This window comes from uncultured Ralstonia sp. (assembly GCA_913056305.1).
Classification (GTDB): domain Bacteria; phylum Pseudomonadota; class Gammaproteobacteria; order Burkholderiales; family Burkholderiaceae; genus Ralstonia.
On record CAJXMR010000011.1, the window covers coordinates 1 to 21595 of the forward strand.

General features: G+C 65.7%; 27 protein-coding genes and 1 riboswitch. Of the genes, 22 read left to right on the forward strand and 5 right to left on the reverse strand.

Annotation, left to right across the window (positions count from 1 at the left end):
* Window positions 1-173: 173 nt before the first annotated feature.
* The 3 genes from QZ609_RS03500 (at window position 174) to QZ609_RS03510 (ending at window position 2537) form a co-directional block, all read left to right on the forward strand.
* Window positions 174-1007, forward strand: coding sequence for an SDR family oxidoreductase (locus QZ609_RS03500; protein ID WP_016452556.1), 834 nt, complete (start codon window positions 174-176; stop codon window positions 1005-1007).
* 9 nt (window positions 1008-1016) lie between these two features.
* Window positions 1017-2069 (forward strand): MBL fold metallo-hydrolase, encoded by a 1053-nt coding sequence (locus QZ609_RS03505; RefSeq protein WP_016452555.1) that lies wholly within the window; start codon window positions 1017-1019, stop codon window positions 2067-2069.
* A 255-nt stretch (window positions 2070-2324) separates the two neighbouring features.
* Complete coding sequence (locus tag QZ609_RS03510; RefSeq protein ID WP_016452554.1) at window positions 2325-2537, forward strand: hypothetical protein; 213 nt, start codon at window positions 2325-2327, stop codon at window positions 2535-2537.
* A gap of 237 nt (window positions 2538-2774) precedes the next feature.
* On the opposite strand, the gene QZ609_RS03515 is transcribed toward QZ609_RS03510, so the two are convergent.
* Window positions 2775-3611: an AAA domain-containing protein gene (locus tag QZ609_RS03515; protein ID WP_200874531.1), complete on the reverse strand. Its 837-nt coding sequence runs from the start codon at window positions 3609-3611 to the stop codon at window positions 2775-2777.
* 524 nt (window positions 3612-4135) lie between these two features.
* Here QZ609_RS03515 and QZ609_RS03520 point away from each other — a divergent pair.
* Window positions 4136-4450 (forward strand): DUF736 domain-containing protein, encoded by a 315-nt coding sequence (locus QZ609_RS03520; protein ID WP_023103964.1) that lies wholly within the window; start codon window positions 4136-4138, stop codon window positions 4448-4450.
* A gap of 63 nt (window positions 4451-4513) precedes the next feature.
* Here QZ609_RS03520 and QZ609_RS03525 read toward each other — a convergent pair whose 3' ends face one another.
* Complete coding sequence (locus QZ609_RS03525) at window positions 4514-4819, reverse strand: helix-turn-helix transcriptional regulator (RefSeq protein WP_023125155.1); 306 nt, start codon at window positions 4817-4819, stop codon at window positions 4514-4516.
* A 240-nt stretch (window positions 4820-5059) separates the two neighbouring features.
* Here QZ609_RS03525 and QZ609_RS03530 point away from each other — a divergent pair, with 240 nt between their 5' ends.
* The 9 genes from QZ609_RS03530 to QZ609_RS03570 all read left to right on the forward strand — a co-directional run bounded on the left by QZ609_RS03530 (window position 5060) and on the right by QZ609_RS03570 (window position 12403).
* Window positions 5060-5410, forward strand: a complete 351-nt coding sequence (locus QZ609_RS03530) for a DUF2958 domain-containing protein (protein ID WP_023103962.1) — start codon at window positions 5060-5062, stop codon at window positions 5408-5410.
* A 309-nt stretch (window positions 5411-5719) separates the two neighbouring features.
* Entirely contained in the window at window positions 5720-6490 is a 771-nt protein-coding gene (locus QZ609_RS03535) for a DUF2285 domain-containing protein (protein WP_023114173.1), read from the forward strand.
* Between the two features lie 83 nt (window positions 6491-6573).
* A complete protein-coding gene (locus QZ609_RS03540) occupies window positions 6574-6855 on the forward strand; it encodes a helix-turn-helix domain-containing protein (protein WP_003107109.1) in 282 nt (93 codons plus the stop codon).
* A gap of 26 nt (window positions 6856-6881) precedes the next feature.
* The gene (locus QZ609_RS03545) at window positions 6882-7739 is read left to right on the forward strand and encodes a replication initiator protein A (RefSeq protein ID WP_295491193.1); all 858 of its coding nucleotides are present in this window, start codon (window positions 6882-6884) and stop codon (window positions 7737-7739) included.
* A 253-nt stretch (window positions 7740-7992) separates the two neighbouring features.
* Complete coding sequence (parA, locus tag QZ609_RS03550; RefSeq protein WP_017513917.1) at window positions 7993-8631, forward strand: ParA family partition ATPase; 639 nt, start codon at window positions 7993-7995, stop codon at window positions 8629-8631.
* Window positions 8628-8879 (forward strand): hypothetical protein, encoded by a 252-nt coding sequence (locus QZ609_RS03555; protein WP_029700173.1) that lies wholly within the window; start codon window positions 8628-8630, stop codon window positions 8877-8879. The genes parA and QZ609_RS03555 overlap by 4 nt, the downstream gene beginning before the upstream one ends.
* The gene (locus tag QZ609_RS03560) at window positions 8876-9409 is read left to right on the forward strand and encodes a DUF2840 domain-containing protein (protein WP_064496230.1); all 534 of its coding nucleotides are present in this window, start codon (window positions 8876-8878) and stop codon (window positions 9407-9409) included. The genes QZ609_RS03555 and QZ609_RS03560 overlap by 4 nt, the downstream gene beginning before the upstream one ends.
* Complete coding sequence (locus QZ609_RS03565; RefSeq protein ID WP_017513914.1) at window positions 9406-10002, forward strand: S26 family signal peptidase; 597 nt, start codon at window positions 9406-9408, stop codon at window positions 10000-10002. The genes QZ609_RS03560 and QZ609_RS03565 overlap by 4 nt, the downstream gene beginning before the upstream one ends.
* A gap of 439 nt (window positions 10003-10441) precedes the next feature.
* On the forward strand, window positions 10442-12403 hold the full coding sequence (locus tag QZ609_RS03570) for a relaxase/mobilization nuclease and DUF3363 domain-containing protein (protein WP_024569790.1): 1962 nt from the start codon (window positions 10442-10444) through the stop codon (window positions 12401-12403).
* Between the two features lie 58 nt (window positions 12404-12461).
* On the opposite strand, the gene QZ609_RS03575 is transcribed toward QZ609_RS03570, so the two are convergent.
* The 3 genes from QZ609_RS03575 to QZ609_RS03585 are packed head-to-tail and all read right to left on the reverse strand — an operon-like array spanning window position 12462 to window position 15226.
* Window positions 12462-13802, reverse strand: coding sequence for an MFS transporter (locus tag QZ609_RS03575; protein ID WP_231582294.1), 1341 nt, complete (start codon window positions 13800-13802; stop codon window positions 12462-12464).
* 15 nt (window positions 13803-13817) lie between these two features.
* A complete protein-coding gene (locus tag QZ609_RS03580) occupies window positions 13818-14627 on the reverse strand; it encodes an endonuclease/exonuclease/phosphatase family protein (RefSeq protein ID WP_024569788.1) in 810 nt (269 codons plus the stop codon).
* A gap of 11 nt (window positions 14628-14638) precedes the next feature.
* Complete coding sequence (locus QZ609_RS03585; RefSeq protein WP_196746975.1) at window positions 14639-15226, reverse strand: Chromate resistance protein ChrB; 588 nt, start codon at window positions 15224-15226, stop codon at window positions 14639-14641.
* Window positions 15227-15301: 75 nt separating this feature from the next.
* Window positions 15302-15372, forward strand: a riboswitch (Fluoride riboswitch).
* 84 nt (window positions 15373-15456) lie between these two features.
* Here QZ609_RS03585 and QZ609_RS03590 point away from each other — a divergent pair.
* From QZ609_RS03590 to QZ609_RS03630, 9 genes are all read left to right on the forward strand, one after another.
* Window positions 15457-16824, forward strand: a complete 1368-nt coding sequence (locus QZ609_RS03590) for a voltage-gated chloride channel family protein (protein ID WP_024569786.1) — start codon at window positions 15457-15459, stop codon at window positions 16822-16824.
* Window positions 16821-17222 (forward strand): DUF190 domain-containing protein, encoded by a 402-nt coding sequence (locus QZ609_RS03595; RefSeq protein WP_024569785.1) that lies wholly within the window; start codon window positions 16821-16823, stop codon window positions 17220-17222. The genes QZ609_RS03590 and QZ609_RS03595 overlap by 4 nt, the downstream gene beginning before the upstream one ends.
* 2 nt (window positions 17223-17224) lie before the next feature.
* The gene (gene crcB / locus QZ609_RS03600; RefSeq protein ID WP_017514238.1) at window positions 17225-17614 is read left to right on the forward strand and encodes a fluoride efflux transporter CrcB; all 390 of its coding nucleotides are present in this window, start codon (window positions 17225-17227) and stop codon (window positions 17612-17614) included.
* A 14-nt stretch (window positions 17615-17628) separates the two neighbouring features.
* On the forward strand, window positions 17629-17952 hold the full coding sequence (locus QZ609_RS03605; RefSeq protein ID WP_017514237.1) for a DUF190 domain-containing protein: 324 nt from the start codon (window positions 17629-17631) through the stop codon (window positions 17950-17952).
* A 47-nt stretch (window positions 17953-17999) separates the two neighbouring features.
* Complete coding sequence (locus tag QZ609_RS03610; protein ID WP_017514236.1) at window positions 18000-18284, forward strand: hypothetical protein; 285 nt, start codon at window positions 18000-18002, stop codon at window positions 18282-18284.
* Between the two features lie 93 nt (window positions 18285-18377).
* Window positions 18378-19661, forward strand: coding sequence for a phosphopyruvate hydratase (gene eno / locus QZ609_RS03615; RefSeq protein ID WP_017514235.1), 1284 nt, complete (start codon window positions 18378-18380; stop codon window positions 19659-19661).
* 30 nt (window positions 19662-19691) lie between these two features.
* Window positions 19692-20321, forward strand: coding sequence for a histidine phosphatase family protein (locus QZ609_RS03620; RefSeq protein ID WP_024569784.1), 630 nt, complete (start codon window positions 19692-19694; stop codon window positions 20319-20321).
* A 24-nt stretch (window positions 20322-20345) separates the two neighbouring features.
* Window positions 20346-21290, forward strand: coding sequence for a LysR family transcriptional regulator (locus tag QZ609_RS03625; protein ID WP_017514233.1), 945 nt, complete (start codon window positions 20346-20348; stop codon window positions 21288-21290).
* Window positions 21287-21535: an EexN family lipoprotein gene (locus QZ609_RS03630; protein WP_017514232.1), complete on the forward strand. Its 249-nt coding sequence runs from the start codon at window positions 21287-21289 to the stop codon at window positions 21533-21535. The genes QZ609_RS03625 and QZ609_RS03630 overlap by 4 nt, the downstream gene beginning before the upstream one ends.
* Window positions 21536-21595: the final 60 nt, after the last annotated feature.

Genomic DNA, 21595 nt, shown 5'->3' on the forward strand with positions numbered 1-21595 from the left:
CCAGGCCAGCGCCCAACTGCCACGCTTCGCCAAGCCGCGCTACCTGCGCCAGATGGACAGCCTGCCCAAGACGGCGACCGGCAAGATCCAGCGCGCCGTCCTGCGCCAGCAAGGCAGCGCCGGCGCCTACGACGCCGAGGCGGCACCCGCCCGGTAAACAGGAGGAGCACACCATGTCGGAAAAACTGCGCGGCAAGGTGGCCGTGGTCACCGGCTCGGGCCGGGGTATTGGCCGGGCGATGGCCCTCAAGCTCGCGGGCGAAGGGGCCCGGCTCGTCCTCAACGACCTCGACGACGAACCCGCCATGGCCGTGCGCGAGGAGATCATCGCGCTGGGCGGCGAGGCGGTGGCCTGCTGCGGCAGCGTGGCCGAAGCCGGTTTCGCCGACCGGCTGATCGGCACGGCCACCGGCGCGTTTGGCGGGCTGGACATCCTCATCAACAACGCGGGCTACACCTGGGACAACGTCATCCAGAAGATGAGCGACGCGCAGTGGGACGCGATGATCGACGTGCACCTGACCGCGCCGTTCCGCATCCTGCGCGCGGCGCAGCCGGTGGTCCGCGCGCTGAGCCGGGCCGACGCCGAGGCCGGCCGCCGTGTGGTGCGCAAGGTGGTCAACGTCTCCTCGGTCTCGGGCGTCTTCGGCAATGCGGGGCAGGTCAACTACTCCGCCGCCAAGGCGGGCATCGTGGGCCTGACCATGGCGCTGGCCAAGGAGTGGGGGCGCCTGAACACCACGGTCAATTGCGTGGCCTACGGCCTCATCCGCACCCGCATGACCGAGGCCACCGCCGATTCCGACGCCGCCATCCAGGTCGAGGGACGCGAGATCAAGGTGGGCGTGAACCCGGACCTGATGGCAGCGATGGAGCGGAACATTCCGCTGGGCCGGGCCGGCACGCCCGAGGAGGCCGCCGGCGCGGCCTACCTGTTCTGCATTCCCGAGTCCGACTACGTGAGCGGCCAGACCCTGCTGTGCACGGGCGGGCTCACTGGCATATAACCTGATGCGATGACGAAGCCAGACACCCCCGCGCTGACCTACCCCTTCGAGCCCCCGGCGTCGCACCACACGGTCGAGGTCGCCCCCGGCGTGCGCTGGATCCGGCTGTCCATGCCGTTCCGGCTCGACCACATCAACGTCTGGGCCATCGACACGCACGATGGCTGGGTGCTGGTGGACACCGGCCTGAACAACCCCACCACCGTGGCCGACTGGCTGGCGCTGATGGGTGAGGGGCCGCTGGCGCGACCGCTGCAGGGCGTGTACACCACGCACATGCACCCCGACCACATCGGGCTGGCAGGCTGGTTCACGCGCCGCGCTGGCGTGCCGCTGCACATGAGCCGCCTGGAATACCTGAGCTGCCGCGTGATGCACGCCGACACGAACCGCGAGGCGCCGCCCGACGGCGTGCTGTTCCACCGCCGCGCGGGCTGGTCGGAGGCAGCCATCGAGGGCTACCGCAGCCGCTTCGGCAGCTTCGGCAAGCACATCCATGCGCTGCCCGAGAGCTTCCGGCGCCTGCAGGATGGCGACCTGCTGCAGTTGGGCGCGCACGCCTGGCGGGTCATCACCACCGGCGGCCATTCGCCGGAGCATGCCTGCCTGTACTGCCCCGGCCTGAAACTGCTGGTTGCGGGCGACCAGGTGCTGCCGCGCATCTCGTCGAACGTGTCGGTGTTCGCCACCGAGCCGCAGGCCAATCCGCTCAAGGAGTGGTTCGAGTCGCTGGACAAGCTGGCGCGGGAAGTGCCCGCCGATGTGCTGGTGCTGCCCTCGCACAATGAACCCTTCTACGGGCTGCACGAACGCCTGGGCTCGCTGCGCGCCGGTCAGGAGCGGGCGCTGGAACGGCTGCGCCAGTCGCTGACGGGCGGGCCGCAGCGCATCGTGGACGTGTTCCCCGCCTTGTTCCACCGTGCCATCGATGAGCAGGACGGGCAGCAACTGAGTCTCGCCACGGGCGAGGCCGTGGCCTGTATGAATTACTTCATCGCGGAAAGCGCCGTAGGGTGCACCGTGGATGGGAGCGGCGTCGCATGGTATGAGCTGAAGTCGTGAGGCCGCACCATCTCCGGCCTCAGCTACCTCATTCATTGAGAGGGCAGTCCACGCTGGTGTTTACGACTTTAGATAGGCAGCGGCCTGGCTGGGCATTGCGAACAGCCGCATGGATGCTGGGTGGGTGTTTACGACTTTAATTGCCCAGAATAGCCACCGTGATGCATGAACCTGCCGAGGCATTGGCCGCCTGACCCATGCCGCAGGCAAGCGCCCGGGCCAAGGCCGGAGCGCTTTGCCGCAGGGAGCCGAACCATGCCCACCATCAACATCACCAGTGGCCCGCGCATGGCGGCGGTCTACGCGCCCGGCACGGTACGCGCCCGCCGCTGGCACGGCGAGGGCGATGTGCGCGGTTACCGTCCGCCCTCGGGCTGGATGGCCCGAGCCGATCTCACCGACATTCATCCCATCACGGGCCGTGCCTTAGCGCGGGCCGTGTGGTGGATCATTGAGACAAAGGAATAACCATCGTCAGCACCGCGCCTAGGTCGTTTCGCCCTAGGCGCGGTGAGCTTCAAAAATCCGGGCGCGGCGGTGGCCGCGCCCGGTGTCGAAGGCATTGCTGCATTGCGCAATGCCTTCGGGCACTGGCCCGTCCAGGGCCAGTGTCAGGAGGTGGCCGGGCGGCACACTCGGTAGTTGCAGGGAAGTCAAGGCTTGCCGCCAGTATGACCTGTGCATGCACGGTCTCAGCCTGCACAATTATTGAGGTTGAGTCATCGCCACGGCTTCATGTTCGGGAAGACGCTGGAGCGGCAAGAGATCCATGACATCACAAAACAGAGCGCGGTTCTGCCAGTCGTTGCGGTCGCCGATCACATAGAAGCGCCGCTTCGCCCGCGTTGCCGCCACGTTCAGCAGGTTGGGCTCCGAGACCGCCCAGTCGCGTGCGCCGGGACCGTCGGTATTTCCGCCCAACACCATGATGACAACCGGCGCTTCCTTTCCCTGCATGGTGTGGATGGTTCCGGAAACCATCGTGTCGCCGAGCAAGCGTTTGAGGTTCTCCAGGACATTCTTGAAGGGCGTGATGACCGAAATGTCGGCTGCATTCACTCCGTCCTCATGAAGCAAGGCCAGCAGCGCCCGCAGGGCTTTTCCTTCAGCCGGCACCCAGTTCCCGTCGGATGTTCCACTGGCGTGAATCCACCCCGTAGGCAGTCGGGCGGGGGTTTCCTTGTCGGCTCGCGGTGCGATGGTGCCGTACACCATCGCACCGTCGTAGGCGATGCGGTTGGCCAGTCCGTGCATCGGCTTGTCGCAGCGCCGGTGCACGGCCAACGGCAACCCCACCCACGTCTTGCTGTCGGCCGGTCCCGCCATGCGGCCCCACGCAGTAGCCTGGTCCGCCAAGGTTTGCGCGGATTGTCGGTTGGGGAGCCAATGTGCATCGACACGGTAGCGCGTGCGCATGTGTTCCAGCACTGCGTCGGACATCCCCGCCGCGCGAGCTTGGCGCCCCTCAAATACCGCCGAACCGGCGATGCCGGATCGACCCGGCCAACGCCCCGCCACGATGGACGAGGCGCTGGCGAACACGCTGGCGCTTACTGCGGCAGGTTGTACGAATGCGTGCCGTCCTCAACGCTGGCGGTTCTCGCCCATCACGTCACGAAGGACGGTTCACGGACAACCCGCCCGGTATCGCTATGGAGCTTCCACGCCACGCCTCAAGACCGGCGCCGCAAGGTATGGCGGGGGCGTTCTCGCCTGTCGTTGCGGGGTTGACCTGGCCCGCGTCAGCGGGCGAGCCGGAGAAGCCTTCGGGCGGGGATGCCGAGTCGGCCCCATCTCCTTTCGGAGCGGTTCGGCCCAAGGCGTCCTTGTCTCGTTGTGAATCCTGGCGGGGGCGCGGCTGCGCCTCGGGCTTCATGGCTGCAACCGTCCGGCGAAAACAATTTCCCCGCCGCTGCGCGGCTTCCTCGCGCAGCAAATTCTTTTCGCCTCCCGGCTCTCCACTGCGTTTCGACCGCAAGCGGTGCAGCCAGCCCGTCCCCCGCCGGCCGGATCACAACAAGGACGCGATGGGCGCGAACCTTGTTCAACCGAAAGGAGAAATCATCATGGCCAACATCGGCACCTTCACCGCAGACAAAGACGGCTTCACCGGCACGCTGCGCACCCTGACGCTCAACGTCAAGGTCAAGCTGGTTCCCAACGACAAGGGCAGCAGCGAGAACGCCCCCGACTTCCGCCTCCAGGCCGCCGGCCACGACATCGGCGCGGCGTGGAACAAGACCAGCGAGGCCGGGCGGGAATACAAGTCCGTGACCCTCGACGATCCTTCGTTCCCGGCTCCGGTCTATGCCCGCCTGATCGAAGGCGAGGACGGTACGCACGACCTGATCTGGTCGCGCAGCAAGCCCCAGGCGGCGTGACCGCCGCAGCGCCCCGCCCATCGCGGCGGGGCGCTGTGCTGCTGTTCGCAGCACATCACCACGTCACGCGCGCGGCTTCGCCGCGCCGCGCTCCTTCAGCACCGCCTCCAGCTCCCGGCGCACCTGCGCCAGCAGCTCGTCGGCCTTGTGCGTGCTGTCGCCCGCGTAGGCCAGCGTCAGCAGCGTGAGCGGGTGGATCTCCATCACCTCGCACAGCTCGGCCAGCTTATGCAGGGTCGGGCTTTTCAGGTCGCGTTCGAGGGTGCTCATATAGGTGCGGCTGGACACGTCAGAGAAGGCTTCCTGGCTCAAGCCACGCGCCTTCCTGACTGTCTTCAACGCCTTCGCCAATGAGTTCCCAGCCGCCACCTATGGTTTCCCTCGAAAAACCAAGATGACAGCCCATTGCGCCCTATAGGGCTACAATCTATAGTGTTCATTTGGTGTTCTACGTTTTCGTGCCTTTACGGAAATCCGCATTTGCTGGTTCCAGCAAAGCCACGCAAGCGCATCCGTGCTTGCACACGAAGGCGTAAATCCGGTTTGGCGGTTCTGCGCTTGGGCGTGAAACCGCATCCGTGCATCATTGGATTTGTGGGATTGCCAACCATGCCCCAGCCACTCGCCACCGTCCCGGAGCGCGCGCAACTGCTCGCCAACGGCGAGGCTCGTGCCGCTGGCCAGGCCATCGACCCGGTGCCCGTGGTGCGGCTGTTCACGCCGGACGCGCATGTGACCTGGCTGCTGGCCGCACTCGATCCCGCCGATGGCGACACCGCCTGGGGCCTCATCGACCTGGGAATCGGAATGCCGGCGCAAGGAACCGTCAAGCTGTCCGAGCTGGCTGGCATCGTCGGGCCGCATCAGCAGCCCGTGATGCGCGACCGCTACTTCCGGCCCACGCGCACGCTGTCGGAATACACCCGGCTGGCCGAGCGCGACGGGGCTATCCCGGACTGAACACAGCCTACTGTGACTTTTTCAGTCTGGTGTCATACCGGGCAGGTCTCAATCGAGATTCTTGCGGCGTAGCCGCGCCAGTCTGATCCAAACGGACATGATGCCTGACGCGGACTGCGGCAGGCTGGCCTGTACGGCGTCCCACGGGAGGGACGCTGCCGCCGCAGCATTGAGACGAATACCGCAACGCATCGGAGCCAGTCGGACTTGACAGCCCAACTATTCCCTTAACCCATTTCGTTCTGATGACACCGATGTAGCACGTAGTTCTTCCGTCGCGGCCAGTCCTGTTCGCAGGGAGGTTGCGTCATGGTCGATCGCAGCGCCGAGCACTGGTATCCGACTGCCGCGTATCTGTACGTGCTGCACTTGGACGACCTTGGGACGGCCTGGGAATATCTGCGCAGAAACCCCGATTACCGGCTCGACTGGCTGCGCCATCATCGCCGGCCGAAAGCCGCGCAGCAGGCGGCGCATCGCTGGGGCTTGCGCCTGCTGGAAGATCCGGCGTTGGATGCGCGCGACGCGCATCCAGCCTGGTTGCCCGGCCATGTGGCCGTGGTGCAGCTCTATCCCGACGCCGATCCGCCGCAGTATGCTCCCGCGTTCACGTTTTGGCGCATTGCCGGGCACAAGCAACTGCTCCATGACGGCAAAGGGCTGGCGCTGATGGCGCACAGCCCAGGTCATTGCCTGCGCTTCGCGCTGGCGCCCGGCCTGGAAGACGGGATGGCTGTCGCCTATGCCCGCCGCGGCGGCGCCGCCGCACCTGCGCGCAACCATGCGCTCGGCGCGGCCCTGGCTTCTGCGAAGCCCAGGCCGGCACCCGCCGCGCTGCTTGAGCTACACACCTTGCAGGCGCTCGACGCAACCCTAGCGGGTGCGTCCTTGCGCGAGGTGGCCGAAGGCTTGTTCGGCGGCGATGCCGCAGCCGATTGGTACAGCGACGGCGGCCTGCGCTCCAAGGTACGCCGCTTGGTACGGCGCGGCGATGCGCTGATGCGCGGCGGCTATCGCCGCCTAGCACAGCTTCCGCCGCTTGAGAAGGGTCGTTTTGAGGACGACGCAAAACGGCCCTGAGCAGGACAGCTTGGTTTTCTGAGACTGCCTCCATCCGGTTGCGCTGTGTGGCCGGAGCTTTGAAAGCTATGGAGGTTCACACCATGCGTCCCGCTCCTTTGCGGCCTGCCGCCACTGTCTCGACCGCTGCCGCGCAGCCCCAACGCTATCTCACCAACGACGAAGCCGCCGAATACCTGCGCCTGTCGCCGCGCACGCTGGAAAAGCAGCGCGTGATCGGTGGTGGTCCGCGCTTTCGCAAGTTCGGCCGGCGCGTCATGTACGCCGTGGCCGACCTCGATGCCTGGGCCGCCGACCGCAGCTTCGAGACGACTTCCGATCCCGAGTACGCCGAGCACCACTCGGCCGACAGCCGTGCGCGCTGATCGGCGGCGCGCGGCAGGCCATCACCATGTCCAGCTCCGCGCTGCCGTTCCGGCAGCGGTCGTTGCAGGAGCGCGAACAGCTCGACCTGTTCCGCGCCTTGCCCGGCGACATGGCGCCGCGCGACAGCCAGGACTTGATGGCCTATCCGTTCTTCTCGCTCGGCAAGTCCAAGCGGGTCAAACCCATCGACTTCCGCGCGGGCAACGTGACGATCCGCGTAGAGGGCACGCAGGAGCACGGCATCGCCACGATTTGGGATGCGGACGTGCTGATATGGGCGGCCTCGCAGATCGTGGAAGCGAAGGACGCGGGCCTGCGCCCGTCGCGGCTGATGCGCGCGACGCCCTACGAGATCCTGCGCTTCATCGGGCGCGGCAAGTCGCTGCGCGACTACCAGCGCCTCAAGGCCGCGCTGGATCGCCTGCAATCGACCACGGTGGCCACGTCCATCCGCGAGACAACAGGCCGGCGCCTGCACCGCTTTTCGTGGATCAACGAATGGAAGGAACTGGCCGATGCCAGCGGCACGCCGCTGGGCATCGAGCTGATCCTGCCGGACTGGTTCTTTGCCGGCGTGCTCGACGCCGCGCTGGTGCTGACCATCGACCCGGCGTATTTCCGGCTCACCGGCGGCATCGAGCGGTGGCTGTACCGCCTGGTGCGCAAGCACGGCGGCAAACAGCCGGGCGGCTGGCAGTTCGACTTCCGGCACCTGCACCGCAAATCGGGCAGCACGGCGAAGCCCTACGACTTCGCTTGCGACCTGCGCGCGCTGGTCGCGCGGCAGTCGCTGCCCGGCTATGTGCTCGGCATCGAGCGAACGCTGGATACCGGCGAGGAACTGTTGACCTTTCGACCCGTGCCGCCCACGGCACGGGGATAACTCGGGGAAAACTTGTGAACGGCCTCGTGCTATCAGGCGTGCCGGGTATCGTGCTATCAGGCGTGTCCCTATCGTGCTATCAGGCGTGCGAAATCGCCGGAAAGCTAATAGTGGCGCGGGTTTCGGCGTGCTCTAACTTCCCTAACTCAAATACTCTAACTTTTAATAAGAGCGCGCCGTTTCGGTGGAAAACCGCGAGACGGCACTGCGGGCAACTGCGAAAGCCTGGCCTTCACACACGGAGGGCCGCGCCATGATCGTCGCGTTGCTCAACCAGAAAGGCGGGGTTGGCAAGACCACGCTTGCCACACACATCGCCGGCGAACTGGCAATGCGCGGCCAGCACGTCATCTTGCTCGATGCCGACCCGCAAGGTTCTGCGCTGGACTGGACGCAGCGCAGAAGCCAGCAAGGCTTGCCGCGCTTGTTCAGCGCCGTGGGCCTCGCCCGCGAGACGCTGCACCAGGAAGCGCCGGAGCTGGCCCGCCGCGCCGATCACGTGGTCATCGACGGCCCGCCACGCATTGCCGCCTTGGCGCGCTCCGCGCTGCTGGCGGCCGAGCGTGTGCTGATCCCCGTACAACCGAGTCCCTACGACTTGTGGGCGTCGGCCGAGATGGTGTCGCTGATCCGCGAGGCGCAAGTGTTCCGGCCCGCGCTGCGCGCGGCCTTCGTCGTCAACCGTCGCGTCAGCACCACCGTCATCGGACGCGAGGCGCGCAGCGCGCTCGCCGAGCAGCCGCTGCCGGCGCTGCGCTCGGAAGTGCATCAGCGCATCGTCTTTGCCGACAGCGTGACCGCTGGCCGGCTTGCACGCGAAATGGCGCCTGATAGCGCCGCTGCGCGCGAGATCGCCGCGCTCACCGACGAGCTGCTGCGGTGGCCAGCATGAGCGAGCGCAACGGCAAGCGCATCGCTATCGGCGCGCGTCCGCCGGCGAATCCACACGCCGAGGCGTGGATTCGCCAGGGCGACGCTGACGGCGTCCAGAAAGGCGACCTCTACACCGCGCGCCTGACCCTCGACATCACGCCTGCGATGCGCGCCCGTATCAAGGTATCGGCGTTCACGCAGGGCGTGACTGTCGCCGAACTGCTGCGCGCGCTGCTCGAACGCGAGTTCCCGGAGAAGACCTCATGAACGCATCCGCTCTGGCGGCCACGGCTGCCCCGCCGCCATCGCCCGCAGTGCTCGCCGGCCAGGCCGGCGCCGCGCCGCTGACCCGCGTTTCGCTCGCCTACGTCGAGCAACGCATCGACTTGTATCTGCGCTTCGGCGAGCCGGCGCGCATCGTCCGGCTGGACCGCTGGCGTCGCGTCGCGGTGTTCCTGCCTGGCGCGATGTTCTGCCGCATCCGCTGGCACGCCAACGACTACGGAACCGTGCGCTGGCAGCTCATGGTGATGCAGGCTTGCACACCACTGGACGCGGCACAGCGCATTCCCGGCGTGCTGCCCAGTGCGCGCCTGCTGCTGCACGCCGAAGGTGAACCCACCGTGCGCGCCGTGTTGGCACAGCTCGACGCCATCGAGGCGCTGGGCATTGCGCCGAACGCCGCTTTGCCGGCGTATTGGCGCACGCTCGGCAACCGGCTCGCGGCACGCTTGCCGCTGCCAGAGTACACCGCCGAGCGGCACGCCGCCTGGCTCGCCGGGAGGGCGCTGCCATGACGACGCTTCCCACGTCCGCAAACACCACTGGAACAGCGCCGCGTCGTCGCTCGCGTCTGCGCGCTCGCCTCGTGCTGGCGAGCCTGTCCATCGGCGGCTTCGCTGCGCTGGCATGGGCATCCTTCGTGTCGCCGCTGCCGCGCCTGACCTACAACCCGTCCGACAGCGTGGCGGTCGGCTGGTATCGCATCGAACCGTTCGACCCGCATACCGCCTTGTTGTCACGTCCGTTGTCCGTGGACAGCATCGTGCTGGTGCCCTTGCCGGCCGAAGCCGCTGCGCTGGCTGCGCAGCGCGGCTACCTGCCGACGCGCATTCCGTTGCTCAAGCGCGTTGGTGCCGTCGCGCCGCAGGAGGTGTGTATTGTCGGTCGCAGCGTGCGCATCGACGGCGTGCCAGTGGCCGCCGCATTGCCTGCCGACCGCATGGGCCGGCCGCTGCCATCCTGGCAGCAGTGCCGCCGCCTCGAACCGGGCGAGCTGTTCCTGCTGAGCGTGACCAATCCCGCGTCGTTCGACAGCCGTTACTTCGGGCCGGTGCGCGCATCGGCCGTGCTCGGCCTCGCGCATCCGGTCTGGTTGGAGACACGCTGATGATGGCTGCCGATTCGCTGCGCTTCATCGTGCCATCCGGCGTGTCGTCCTGCCGCCCTTTGCCGTGTCGTCGCGCATGTCGTGCGAGCGCATCCGCGTCGCACGTTGCGCAGCATCCGGCATCGCTTTCACACGTGCAGGCGTCTTGCCTCGAACGCGCCCGGCCGGTGGCCGTGGGCGCGTTCGCCGGCGCGCTGGCTGCAAGCAGCGCAGCGCCGCCGGGCCGCCGACGCCCGGAGCGACAGCGCAGGGCAAAGGCGGAAGGCAAGATAAAAGGTCGCGGCACGTGGCCGCTTGGAAACCTTGTCTGCACATGGGGGTGGCGCGGCACGCGCCAGGGGGCGGCAGCGTGCCGCGAAGGTGCGCAACGCCGCATCGCCGTTGGCGAAACCGCGTGCTTCGTCCGCTGGACTGCGACGGCCTTGGATGTAACCGCACCATGAGCAGCCGTGACGACGACCGATTCCGCGTTCGGCCTGGTGCGCCGAAGCAGCGTGGCGACGCCTTCATCAACAAGGTACTGCGCCAGACCAACAAGGCCGGCGCCAAGCTCGGCAAGGCGGCTGGCAAGGTCGGCCAGCGACCCGGTTCCCGGTTAGGGCGCGGCCACGTCGCCGCTCGCTTTGCTGGTCGTGGACTTGGGGCAAACGCCCGGCGCGTGACGATCAAGGCGAGGCTGGTCAATCTGGCACAGGCGGGGCCGCGCTCCACTGCTGCGCACCTGCGCTACATCGAGCGCGAAGGCGTTGATCGCCAAGGCGGCCCAGGCCATGCCTACGGGCCGACGACCGATGCCGCCGACCTCGAAGTGTTCAAGGAACGTGGTGCCGACGACCGCCACCAGTTCCGGTTCATCGTTTCGCCGGAGGACGCCGAACAGCTCGACGACCTGCGAACCTACACGCGGCACCTGATGGCGCGCATGGAGGCCGACCTGGGCACGCGGCTGGAATGGGTGGCCGTCGATCACTGGAACACCGACAACCCACACACGCACGTCGTTCTGCGCGGCAAGGACGACACCGGCAAAGACCTCATCATTTCGCGTGACTACATCGCCGAAGGGATGCGTCGGCGTGCGTCGGAGCTGGCGACCGAATGGCTGGGGCCGCGCACCGAGCTGGAGATGCAGCAGGCTATGCTGCGCGAAGTCGAACAGGAGCGATGGACAGGTCTGGATCGCACCTTGCAGCGCGAGGCCGGCGACGACGGCTTGGTGCATATCGAACGCTTCGCAGAACCCCGGCTGCAACGCCAGCGACAAATGCTGATCGGCCGTTTGCAACGCTTGCAACGCATGGGCCTGGCGAGCGAGCAACAGCCCGGCGTGTGGGCCGTCCACGCCGAGGCCGAGCCGGCCTTGCGGGCAATGGGCGAGCGCGGCGACATCATCCGCACGATGCAGCGGGCTATGAGTGGCAAGCAGCGCGAGCTGGTCGTGTTCCAACCTGGCGAGGCTGGCCGCGCCATCGTCGGTCGCGTCGCTGGCAAGGGGCTGGCGGACGAGTTGTACGACAAGGGCTATCTGATCGTCGATGGCACGGACGGCAAGGCGCATTACGTCGCTTTGCCGCCGCGCTCGGAGTTGGAGCAGTACCCGACCGGGGCCGTGATAGAGGTGAAAAGGGCGGCCAACGTGCGCGTTGCCGACCGCAACATCGCCGCACTGTCCGTTGGTGGCGTGTACCGGACCGACCACCATCTTGCGCTTGCCCAAGGACAGGCTACGCCCGACCGCGATCCGCGTGAGGTGGTGGCCGCACACGTGCGCCGGCTCGAAGCCCTGCGCCGCGCCGGCATCGTGGAGCGCGAGGCCGAAGGCGTCTGGCGAGTGCCCGACGACCTCACCGAGCAGGGCCGCCAGTACGACGCGCAGCGCCTTGGCGGCGGCGTGGCGGTGGAACTGAAATCGCACCTACCCATCGAGCGCCAAGCGCGTGTCGTCGGCGCCACCTGGCTCGATCAGCAGTTGATCGGAGGCGGCAAGGGCTTGGGCGACCTGGGCTTTGGGGCCGAGGTGAAGGACGCGCTACGCCAGCGCGCCGACTTTCTGACTGAACAGGGCTTGGCCGAGCAGCGCGGGCAGCGCGTCGTCCTCGCGCGCAACCTGCTGGCGACGCTGCGCGGGCGCGAGCTGGTGCAGGCCGCGAAGGACATTGCCGCCGAAAGCGGCCTGGCGCATCGCCCCCTCACGGACGGGCAGCGCGTGGTTGGCATCTACCGGCGTTCGGTTGTGCTCGCCAGTGGGCGCTACGCGATGCTCGATGACGGCATGGGCTTCTCACTGGTGCCGTGGAAGCCGGTGATCGAACATCGCCTGGGCCATCAGCTTGCCGCGAACGTGCGCGGCGGCGCCGTGTCTTGGGAGCTGGGGAGGCAACGAGGCCCCGCCGTGGGCTAATCCCGTGTCCCGGCGACCATCGCCTTGACTCCACGAAAGTCGGAGAGCCAGCGATCCGTCAGGAGGCTGCGCCGCCTCGCTGGATGCGCCACAAGGCCAACGTGCCGGCGCCCATCAAGGCAGCAGCGAGACCGAACCCGAACACTGGCGAAACAGCCGTCCAGAGCAAACCGACCGTCGCGCTGGAAAGGAATTTCGCACCGCCATTGACCGTGCCCAGCGCGCCGTAGCTGGTCGCCAGCGTTTCGGGACCCACCATGTCGGCCGTCACGGTGGATTCCAGGGCCTCTTGCACCGCGACATACAGCCCGGCGGCAACGAAGACCCCGGCGAGCAGCGGCACGCTTGCGGTATGGAACCAGAAGGCCAGGACCATCAACACGGCTGTCAGTGCGCCGAGCGCGTATCCCACCACGAGCAGCGGCAGCGAGCCGATACGGTCGGCCCATGCGCCGATGGGATAGGAGGCCACCACCTGAACCACGTTGCGGCCAACGTACAGCAGCCCGGCAACCTGCGCGGCCTGTACGACGCCGAGCGACGACGTGAGCAATTGCGTCGCCCCGAGAATCAGCAGGCTGTGCGAGAAGTCGCCCAGGCCGAATATTCCCACCGCGCCTAGGTAGCGCTTGAAGCGTCCCGGCAGGCCGCGCAGCGTGCTCCACAGCCGCAGGCCCGGATTGGGCGAATGCTCTGGGTCTTTGACCAGGGCCAGGAATGCCAGCACGGCCAGCACGCCCGGAATCACCGACAGCCAGAGGACGAAGCGGAACGGCCCGGCCGCATCGTCCCAATGCAGGGACTGCGCCCAGCCCAGCACGGCCACGCCCAGCAAGGGGCCGATGACCGCGCCGATGGTGTCCACCGCGCGGTGGAAGCCGAAGGCACGGCCTCGCGTCTGCGGGCTGACGGCTTGGATCACGATGGCGTCGCGCAAGGGGCCGCGCAGTCCCTTGCCGAACCACGACACCAGCCGTCCAAGCAGCAGCAGCGGCCAGCCCGCCGCCAGCGCGATGAAGACCTGCCCCACCGGCGTCAGCGTATAGCCGACCAGCACGAGGCTCTTGCGGTGGCCGAGCTTGTCCGCGATATAGCCGGAGACCATCTTGGTGAAGCTGGCGACGGCATCGGCAATGCCTTCGATGATGCCCAGCGCCGCCGCCGGGATGCCCAGCACGGCCAGGAAGCCCGGCAGGATGACCGTTGTTGTTTCGTAGCAGAAGTCGCCCAGGGCGCTGGTCAGTCCCGCGCCAGCGACGGTGCGATTGAACCAGCCCTTCGTCGTGGCGGGGGCTTCGGGAGCCGCTTCTTGTAGTTCATTCTGCATGGAGGGCAATTCGTGATGTTGGTCGTTAAGCGGCCGCAGGCGCAGGCGCGCGGCCAGTGTCGGGGGCAGCATGGGCGGGCTCCGAGGTCATTGCTGTAACTCGAAGCGTGCGAGGACGGGGTAGTGGTCCGAGGCGCCATCCGTGGCCGGCGTGCGGATCACCTCGTAATGCCGCGCCGCCTGGGCGAGCGAAGCGGAGGCCAACAGGTAGTCGCAGCGCATCGTCGCAAACTCGGTGCCCGTGAAGCCGGCCGTGGGCACGGTTGCCACCTTGGCCGGGTCCAGCCGGTAGCCTAGATCGACCCACCCCGCCGCCTCCAGATGCGCCAGCACGCTACGGTCGGCGCTTTGCAGATCGTCGGCCAGGTAGCGGGCGCGATGCTGCGCCGGCAGCGCGTCGAAACCTTCCGGCTCGGGATCGTGAGGCGAGGCCGAATTGAAGTCACCAGTGACCAGCGTGAGCCGGTCCGGGGCGGCCTGCACCGCCAGGTAAGCCGCTTCGCGGCGTCGTACCTCGGGGCCGTTGGGGCACAGGTGCGCGCTGATGAAGGTGATCGGTTCGCTGCTGCCCGGCACGGCCACCTTGAGCGTTGCCAGCGCGTGGTGGAAGTGCGCGCCATCCGCGTCGAAGGCGAGCGGGCGCAGCGGCTCGCGGATGAAGATGGCGACGTTCTGGCCGGTACGCGGCGCGATGGCGAGAAAGCCGCGCATGCCGATGCGATCTTCCGTGGCATACAGCCACGCGCCGCCATTGGCATCGAAGCCCTTGGCTTCCTGCATCAGAAACACATCGGGCCGCACCTGGTTGATAAGGTCGATTTGCGCCTGGGCACGTGCGTCGTTGGCGCCATCGCGGCCGGCGAACAGGGTGTTGTAGGTCAGGACGGTCAGTTTCATTGCGGCTCCTTTCAGCGGTTTTCGTCGTGTGACTCGAAGACCCGCTGGGCATAGGCGTCGAGCAGCGCCTCGCAGCGCTGCAGGCGCTGCTGCGCCTCGACGGCCCGCGTAGCGCCGTAGAAGTCGAGCTTGCGAATCTTCTCCAACCACGTCTGGAGCTTCTTGAGGTCGGCGTCGTTTTCTTCGAGTTCTGCGTAGGTGAAGTGGCTGGCCGCCGTCTCCTTGGCAATCTCCGCGTCGAAGTCGTCGCATTTGGCGATGAATTCGGTGTATTGCTCATCGCGATCGGCCTTGAAGCGCGCCACGACTTTTTCCTCCTGGGACTTGTCCAGCGCGACGGTCTCCAGCAGCACCGACTCCCCGGCAATTTCGTCGATTTCGTTCTCGATGATCTTGAGGCGGCGAGTGTGGTCGTCGGTCTTGGGCAGCAGGCAGACGCCGTTCTGCAAATAGATGGCTCCCATGCCCTTGAGCCTTCGCCAGATAGCGATGCGCTTCTTGGCGGGTTCGGCGGGCACCTTGTACGTGAGCAACAGCCAGTTTTGAATTTTCATGCGAACAATCATAGTGAAACCACCGTAACAAATCAATTGTTTCAATAAGGCATGCCTGTTGTTCTGGATACACACGTCGGATGAAATCAATGTGGACGCGCCAACGGGGATGCGGTAAATTACGTGGTAGGAGATGGCGTTCCTCCTTTAACCGCAGCGATTTCTTAGCTGCTGATGACGCCTACAGACACCTGACCACGGTCGGGGGCTGTAGGCGCTCGCGTTCACATCCCTTGCCGTTGGTCAGCCCGATTTATTTCGAGCAGACATGACCAATGCGCCGATTCCGTCCCGAACAACTTGAGCTGCTGCCCTACATCGGCAAGTGGCTTGTCATCGCCAGCCTGGTTGCCTTCCTGGCAGGCACCGCTTCCGCCTTCTTTCTCGTGTCCCTGGATCGCGCCACCGCGTGGCGCGAAGCGCACCGCTGGGTCATCTGGCTGCTGCCGGTAGCCGGCTTCGCTGTCGGGTGGATCTACCACCTGATGGGCAAGACCGTCGATGGCGGCAACAACCTCATCATTGACGAGATCCACGACCCCAAGAAGGTCGTGCCGCTGCGCATGGTTCCGCTGGTGCTGGGCGGCACCGTCGTTTCCCATCTGTTCGGTGCCTCGGTAGGCCGCGAGGGAACCGCCGTGCAGATGGGCGGCGCGCTGGCCGACCAGCTCACCCACCTGTTTCGCATGAAGCACGAGGACCGGCGCATCCTGTTGATGGCCGGCATCAGCGCCGGCTTCGCGTCCGTGTTCGGCACGCCGCTGGCCGGCGCCGTGTTCGGTCTTGAAATCCTCGCCATTGGGCGCATGCGCTACGACGCGCTGTTCCCGTGCGTCGTGGCCGGCATCGTCGCCGATCAGGTCTGCTTGGCCTGGGGCGTCCACCACACGCACTACGTGATGGGCGAAATCTTGCCCATCAGTTTCTGGAGCGTGATGGCGGTGGTCGCGGCCGGGATCGTGTTCGGCCTCGTGGGCATGTTGTTCGCCACGGCCGCCCACAAATTGAGCGCGTGGGTCAAACGCCTGATTCACTACGCGCCGCTTCGGCCCGCTGCTGGCGGCATCGTCATCGCCACGGCGGTGTGGGCGCTCGATGCCTACAGCTACATAGGCCTGGGCATCCCTGACATCGTGCGCTCCTTCCAGGAGCCGATGGCGCCCTGGGACTTCCTCGGCAAGATGGCGTTCACGGTCGTCTCGCTGGGCACGGGATTCAAGGGTGGCGAAGTCACGCCGCTGTTCTACATCGGCGCGACGCTGGGCAACGTCCTGGCCCCGCTGCTGCAATTGCCGTTTCCCATGCTGGCCGGCATCGGCTTCGTCGCCGTGTTCGCGGGCGCTGCCAATACGCCCATTGCCACCACGCTCATGGCGATGGAACTGTTCGGCGCGGAAATCGGCCCGCTGGCCGCCGTCGGCTGCATCACGGCCTATCTGTTCTCCGGCCACACGGGCATCTACCGCGCGCAGCGCGTGGGCCACAGCAAGCACAGCAAGCACCGCAACGCCGTTCCCGAAGAACTGCGCATTGCCGACCTCGCGCATTTCCGCAAACAGAAGGACGAGTCGGCGAAAGAAGACCCGCCGCCGCCGGAGAACAAGGCCGAAACATCCGTCACGACCAAGGAAAACGCCCAATGACCTCAAAAGCCAGTCAGCAGCATATCGCCGCCTTGCGGCTGTATTTTCCGATCGCCACCAAAGCCAAGGTCACGCGCTTCTGGCATCACTTGAGCGCGCCGGCGCTGGCGCATCATCTGCTGACGGTCGCCAAGCAGGCCAACATCGTGCAGGCCATGCTGCATCAGGTCAGCTCCGGCTACCTGCCGGGCGAACGCATGTCGCACCACCATCCCGAATTGACCGGCATGCGGCATCCGCAATGCCTGGAGCTGCTGGATACCGAGGAGCGCCTGCGCGAGTTCATGCACGAGCACGCCGAGGAACTGCGCAAGGTGCATGTCGTGCTGTTCCTGTGCGAATTGCCGCTGGGTCGCCACCGCGCCGCGCATGCGACACATGCCAGCAAGGCCAGCTAACGATGGCCGGCGCCTACGCAATCCTCGCGGTGAGCATCGGGTCGGTGATCGGTGCGCTGATGCGCTACGGCCTGAGCTTGAGCATGAACGCGCTTGCGCCGCACATCCCAATGGGCACCCTGGCGTCCAACCTGATCGCGGCCTACATCGTGGGTGCCGCCATCGCCTATTTCGGCTCGGCGCCGAACCTGTCGCCGGCCTGGCGGCTGTTCGTTATCACCGGCCTGGCCGGCGGCTTATCCACCTTCTCGACGTTCTCGGCCGAACTGCTGACGCTGCTGCGCGACGGCCGCCTGGGGTGGTCGGCCGGCATGCTGGCACTGCACGTGGGCGGCTCGCTCGCGATGACGGTGCTTGGCATGGCCACGGTTTCCCTCATTCGCCAACCATGACCCAAGGAGCTGCTATGAAAGGCTATCAACTCACGTTCTTCACGGGACAAGACCGCAGGCACCGGCACACGCCCATTGGCGAGTGGCTGCTGAAATTCGCCAAGGAACAGGGCGCCGCCGGCGGCACGTTGGTCGGCGCCGCGGAAGGCTTCGACCACGCCGGGCGCTTCCATTCCGCGCATTTCTTCGAGCTGGCGGACCAGCCGCTCGCCATCACCGTCTCGGTGGACGAGGCGGCATGCCAGCGCCTGATGGACGCGCTCGCCCAGGAAGACATCAACCTGACCTACGTAAAAGTGCCTGTCGAGTACGGGCGCGTGGGCAAGGCCGTGACGTAAACGTATATCAGCCGAAAGTTTTTGCCCCAACCATAAGGAGACTCACCATGTTGACCGTTCGCAATCTTCGACCGGAACCCACGTTGTCCGACTGGTTCAGGGACAACAACAACCTGCTGGCCGGCCTGATCCTGTGGGCGGCTGCTCTGCTGTGGCTTGCCGGTATTCAGCCGCGCTTGAAAGAGTCAGCTTGGTACCACGTCAGCTTCGTCGAAGGCGGTTTGATGTACGACCGCATGCCGGATGAGGCGGCGTGCCGTGCCAGCGTGGCGGACAACACCACCGCCTGCCTATCGGGTGCGGAACTGGACGGGAACGGTTCCGGCCATTGAGAACACCTCATGTTGAGCAGGGGCTGCGGCATTGCTCCCGATGCCCCGGCACCCTGCGTAATGTCCTTCCGCCTTCTTGCATCGGAGTCAGCTATGGAGTCTGCGATCCAGACGATACACGCCCGCGAAATTCTGGATTCACGCGGCAATCCCACCATCGAGGTGGATGTGCGGCTTGCTGGCGGCGCGACCGGCCGGGCAGCCGTGCCTTCGGGTGCATCGACTGGCATCCATGAGGCGGTCGAGTTGCGCGACGACGACCCGTACCGCTATGCAGGCAAAGGCGTGTGCAGGGCCGTCGCCCACGTCAACAAGGCGATTGGAGCCGTCTTGCATGGCCTGGACGCAAAGGATCAAGCCGCCATCGACCATGCCCTGATCGCGTTCGACGGCACGCCGAATAAGGCCCGGCTCGGGGCCAACGCCATCCTGGGCGTCAGCCTGGCCGTCGCGCGGGCTGCAGCACAGACGGCCGGGCTGCCGCTGTTCCAGTACCTGGGCGGCGCGCAAGCCTGCCGTATGCCGGTGCCGATGTTCAACATCCTCAACGGCGGCGTGCATGCCAACTGGCAGGGTACGGACTTCCAAGAATTCATGATCGCTCCGGTTGGCGCGGCAACCTTCGCCGAAGGCGTGCGCTGGGGTGCAGAGATTTACCATCGCCTACACGCCACGTTGAAAGAACGTGGCTACTCCACGGCAGTCGGCGATGAAGGCGGTTTTGCTCCCGCCTTGAAGCACAACAGCGACGCGGTAGAGCTGATCCTGGCGGCCATCGAGAGTGCCGGATACACGCCCGGCGAGGATGTGGTGATTGCGCTCGATCCTGCATCCAGCGGCTTCTACGAGAACGGTCTGTACCACCTGCGCAGCGAAGACCACCATGTCACAGCGGAGCAGATGGTGGAGCTGTATGCCGACTGGATCGCCAGGTATCCCATCGCCGTGCTGGAAGACGGACTGGCGGAAGACGACTGGACTGGCTGGAAGCTGCTGAATCAGGCGCTGGGAAGCAGGATTGAACTGGTTGGTGATGATCTGTTCGTCACCAACGTAGAACGCATCGAGCGCGGCATCCGGGAGGACGTAGCCAATGCGGTGCTCATCAAGCCCAACCAGATCGGCACGCTCACCGAAACCCGTGCCGCAGTGGATACGGCCTATCTGGCTGGCTGGGGTGCAATGGTGTCGCACCGCAGCGGCGAGACCGTGGACAGCTTCATTGCCGACCTCACCGTGGCGCTGGGCACAGGCCATCTCAAAACGGGCGCGCCATGTCGCGGCGAGCGCGTCGAAAAGTACAACCAGCTCATGCGCATCGAAGAAGTGCTGGGCAAGGCCGCCGTCTATGCCGGACATGCCGCGTTCGTGCGGTGACTGATTTTTTTGCTACATGGAGAAGACCTTATGACGACCATCATCCTGACACGCCACGGCCACGTGGATTGGATAGCCCCCGAACGTTTCCGTGGACGGGCCGAAATTCCATTGTCCGAGCTGGGGGAGCGACAGGCCAAGGCTCTCGGCCGGCGCGTAGCCCAAACATGGAAGCCTGATGCGATCTACACCAGTCCGCTGGGCCGTTGCGTGCGCACTGGCGCGGAGATAGGCGAGGCAACAGGCGCCAAGCCTGAAATTCTCGATGACCTGGCCGACACGCACTATGGCGAATGGCAGGGTCTCACGCATGACGAAGTGCGCGCCCGCTGGCCGGAGGAACATCGGATATGGTTCGAAGCACCGGACCTCGCCGCCATCCCCGGCGGCGAAACGCTCGCTCAGGTCCTGGCGCGCGGCATCAGCGTGCTGCAACGGGTGTTGAAGAAGCACAAGGGCCAGGCTGTGGTTCTGGTCGGTCACGACAGCATCAACCGGGTGATCCTGACGCACACCCTCGGCTTGTCCTTGTCCCGCTATTGGCGGATCAAGCAGGAGCCGTGCTGCATCAATGAAATTTCCATTGATGGAGAGACTTTCACCATCCAACGCATCAACGAAAGCCACCACTTGATCGATGTAGCCGATGAAGTGATCTAGGCGCCAATGACAGGGAGGCGATAGATGGAGATTCGACACCTACGTTGCTTCCTCGCGGTAGCCGAAGAACTCCATTTCGCTCGCGCCGCCGAACGACTGCATATCGAACAGTCGCCTCTTTCGAGGGCGATCAAAGAGCTGGAAGAAGACCTGGGCGTCAAGTTGTTTGTTCGCACGACGCGCAGCACACGGCTGACTCGCGCAGGAAAGCTGTTTCAAGAACATGTGCCGCGAGTGTTCACCGCTTTACAGCAGGCCCGCGACAGTGTGAAAGCCGCCGCCAACGGCTTTCATGGCCAGTTGCGGGTCGCGCTGTCGGACGGCATCACGCCGTCGCGGTTTTCTACATTCCTGGCGTTGTGCAGGCAGGAAGAGCCCGAAATCGAGATTCGCTTGTCCGAGGTTCCGCTTACGCAGCAAATCAAGGGCCTTCACGACGATCTGTACGACGTAGGGTTCGCGCAATCGGACGAGGTTGGCGATGGAGTCATCGCGGAACCCGTTTGGGACGATCCTCTGATGGTGGCGGTGCCTGCTCGACATCCACTCTTGAAGTACAAACGTATTCCGTTGGAAGAGGTGCTGCACTATCCGCTGGTACTCGGCGATCCTCTGGCCTGCGAGGGTCATGCACGCCAGGTAGATCGCGCGCTGCGCCGAGTGGAGCAGGAGCCACTGATTGCCGAGCGAGTCACAACTATCGACCTAATGATGGCGTTGGTATCGGCGGGCTTTGCCTTGGGATTGGCTGGCGCCTCGCAGATCGCGGCCAGCCGCGAGCCGGGCGTAGTGGCACGTCCGCTGGCCGGCCGCACACCCATGCTCACCACCTATCTGCTGCGTCTGGACGGCGAGCCTTCGCAGCCGCTGGCTCGTTTCATCGAGAGAGTCAGCACTGTCGAATCGTCCGGTGGACAGAAGCCTTCCACACCACCCCAATCTGATCCTTCGGAGGAACCAGAGACATGAACAAGAGCATGCTGTTGATACTCGCCGTCGTGCTGGCCTCCTGCGGCAAGCCCGAGCCAACCGAAACAGTGGAGTCGCTGGTAGCCAATCCCGAAAGACTCAAGGAGCTGCGCGCGCAGTGCAAATCGGATCGTGCCAAGCTAGGCGACGAACTATGCAATCGCGTGGCTGAAGCGACGAACCGCCGCTTCCTGGGGGATGGCAAGACGCCCTACAACCCGCCGAAGGAAGCCCCCAAGTTCTGATTGCCACGGACTCGCACGAAATTTCGCCTTCCTAACGAGATACGTTGCAACACGCCGTTG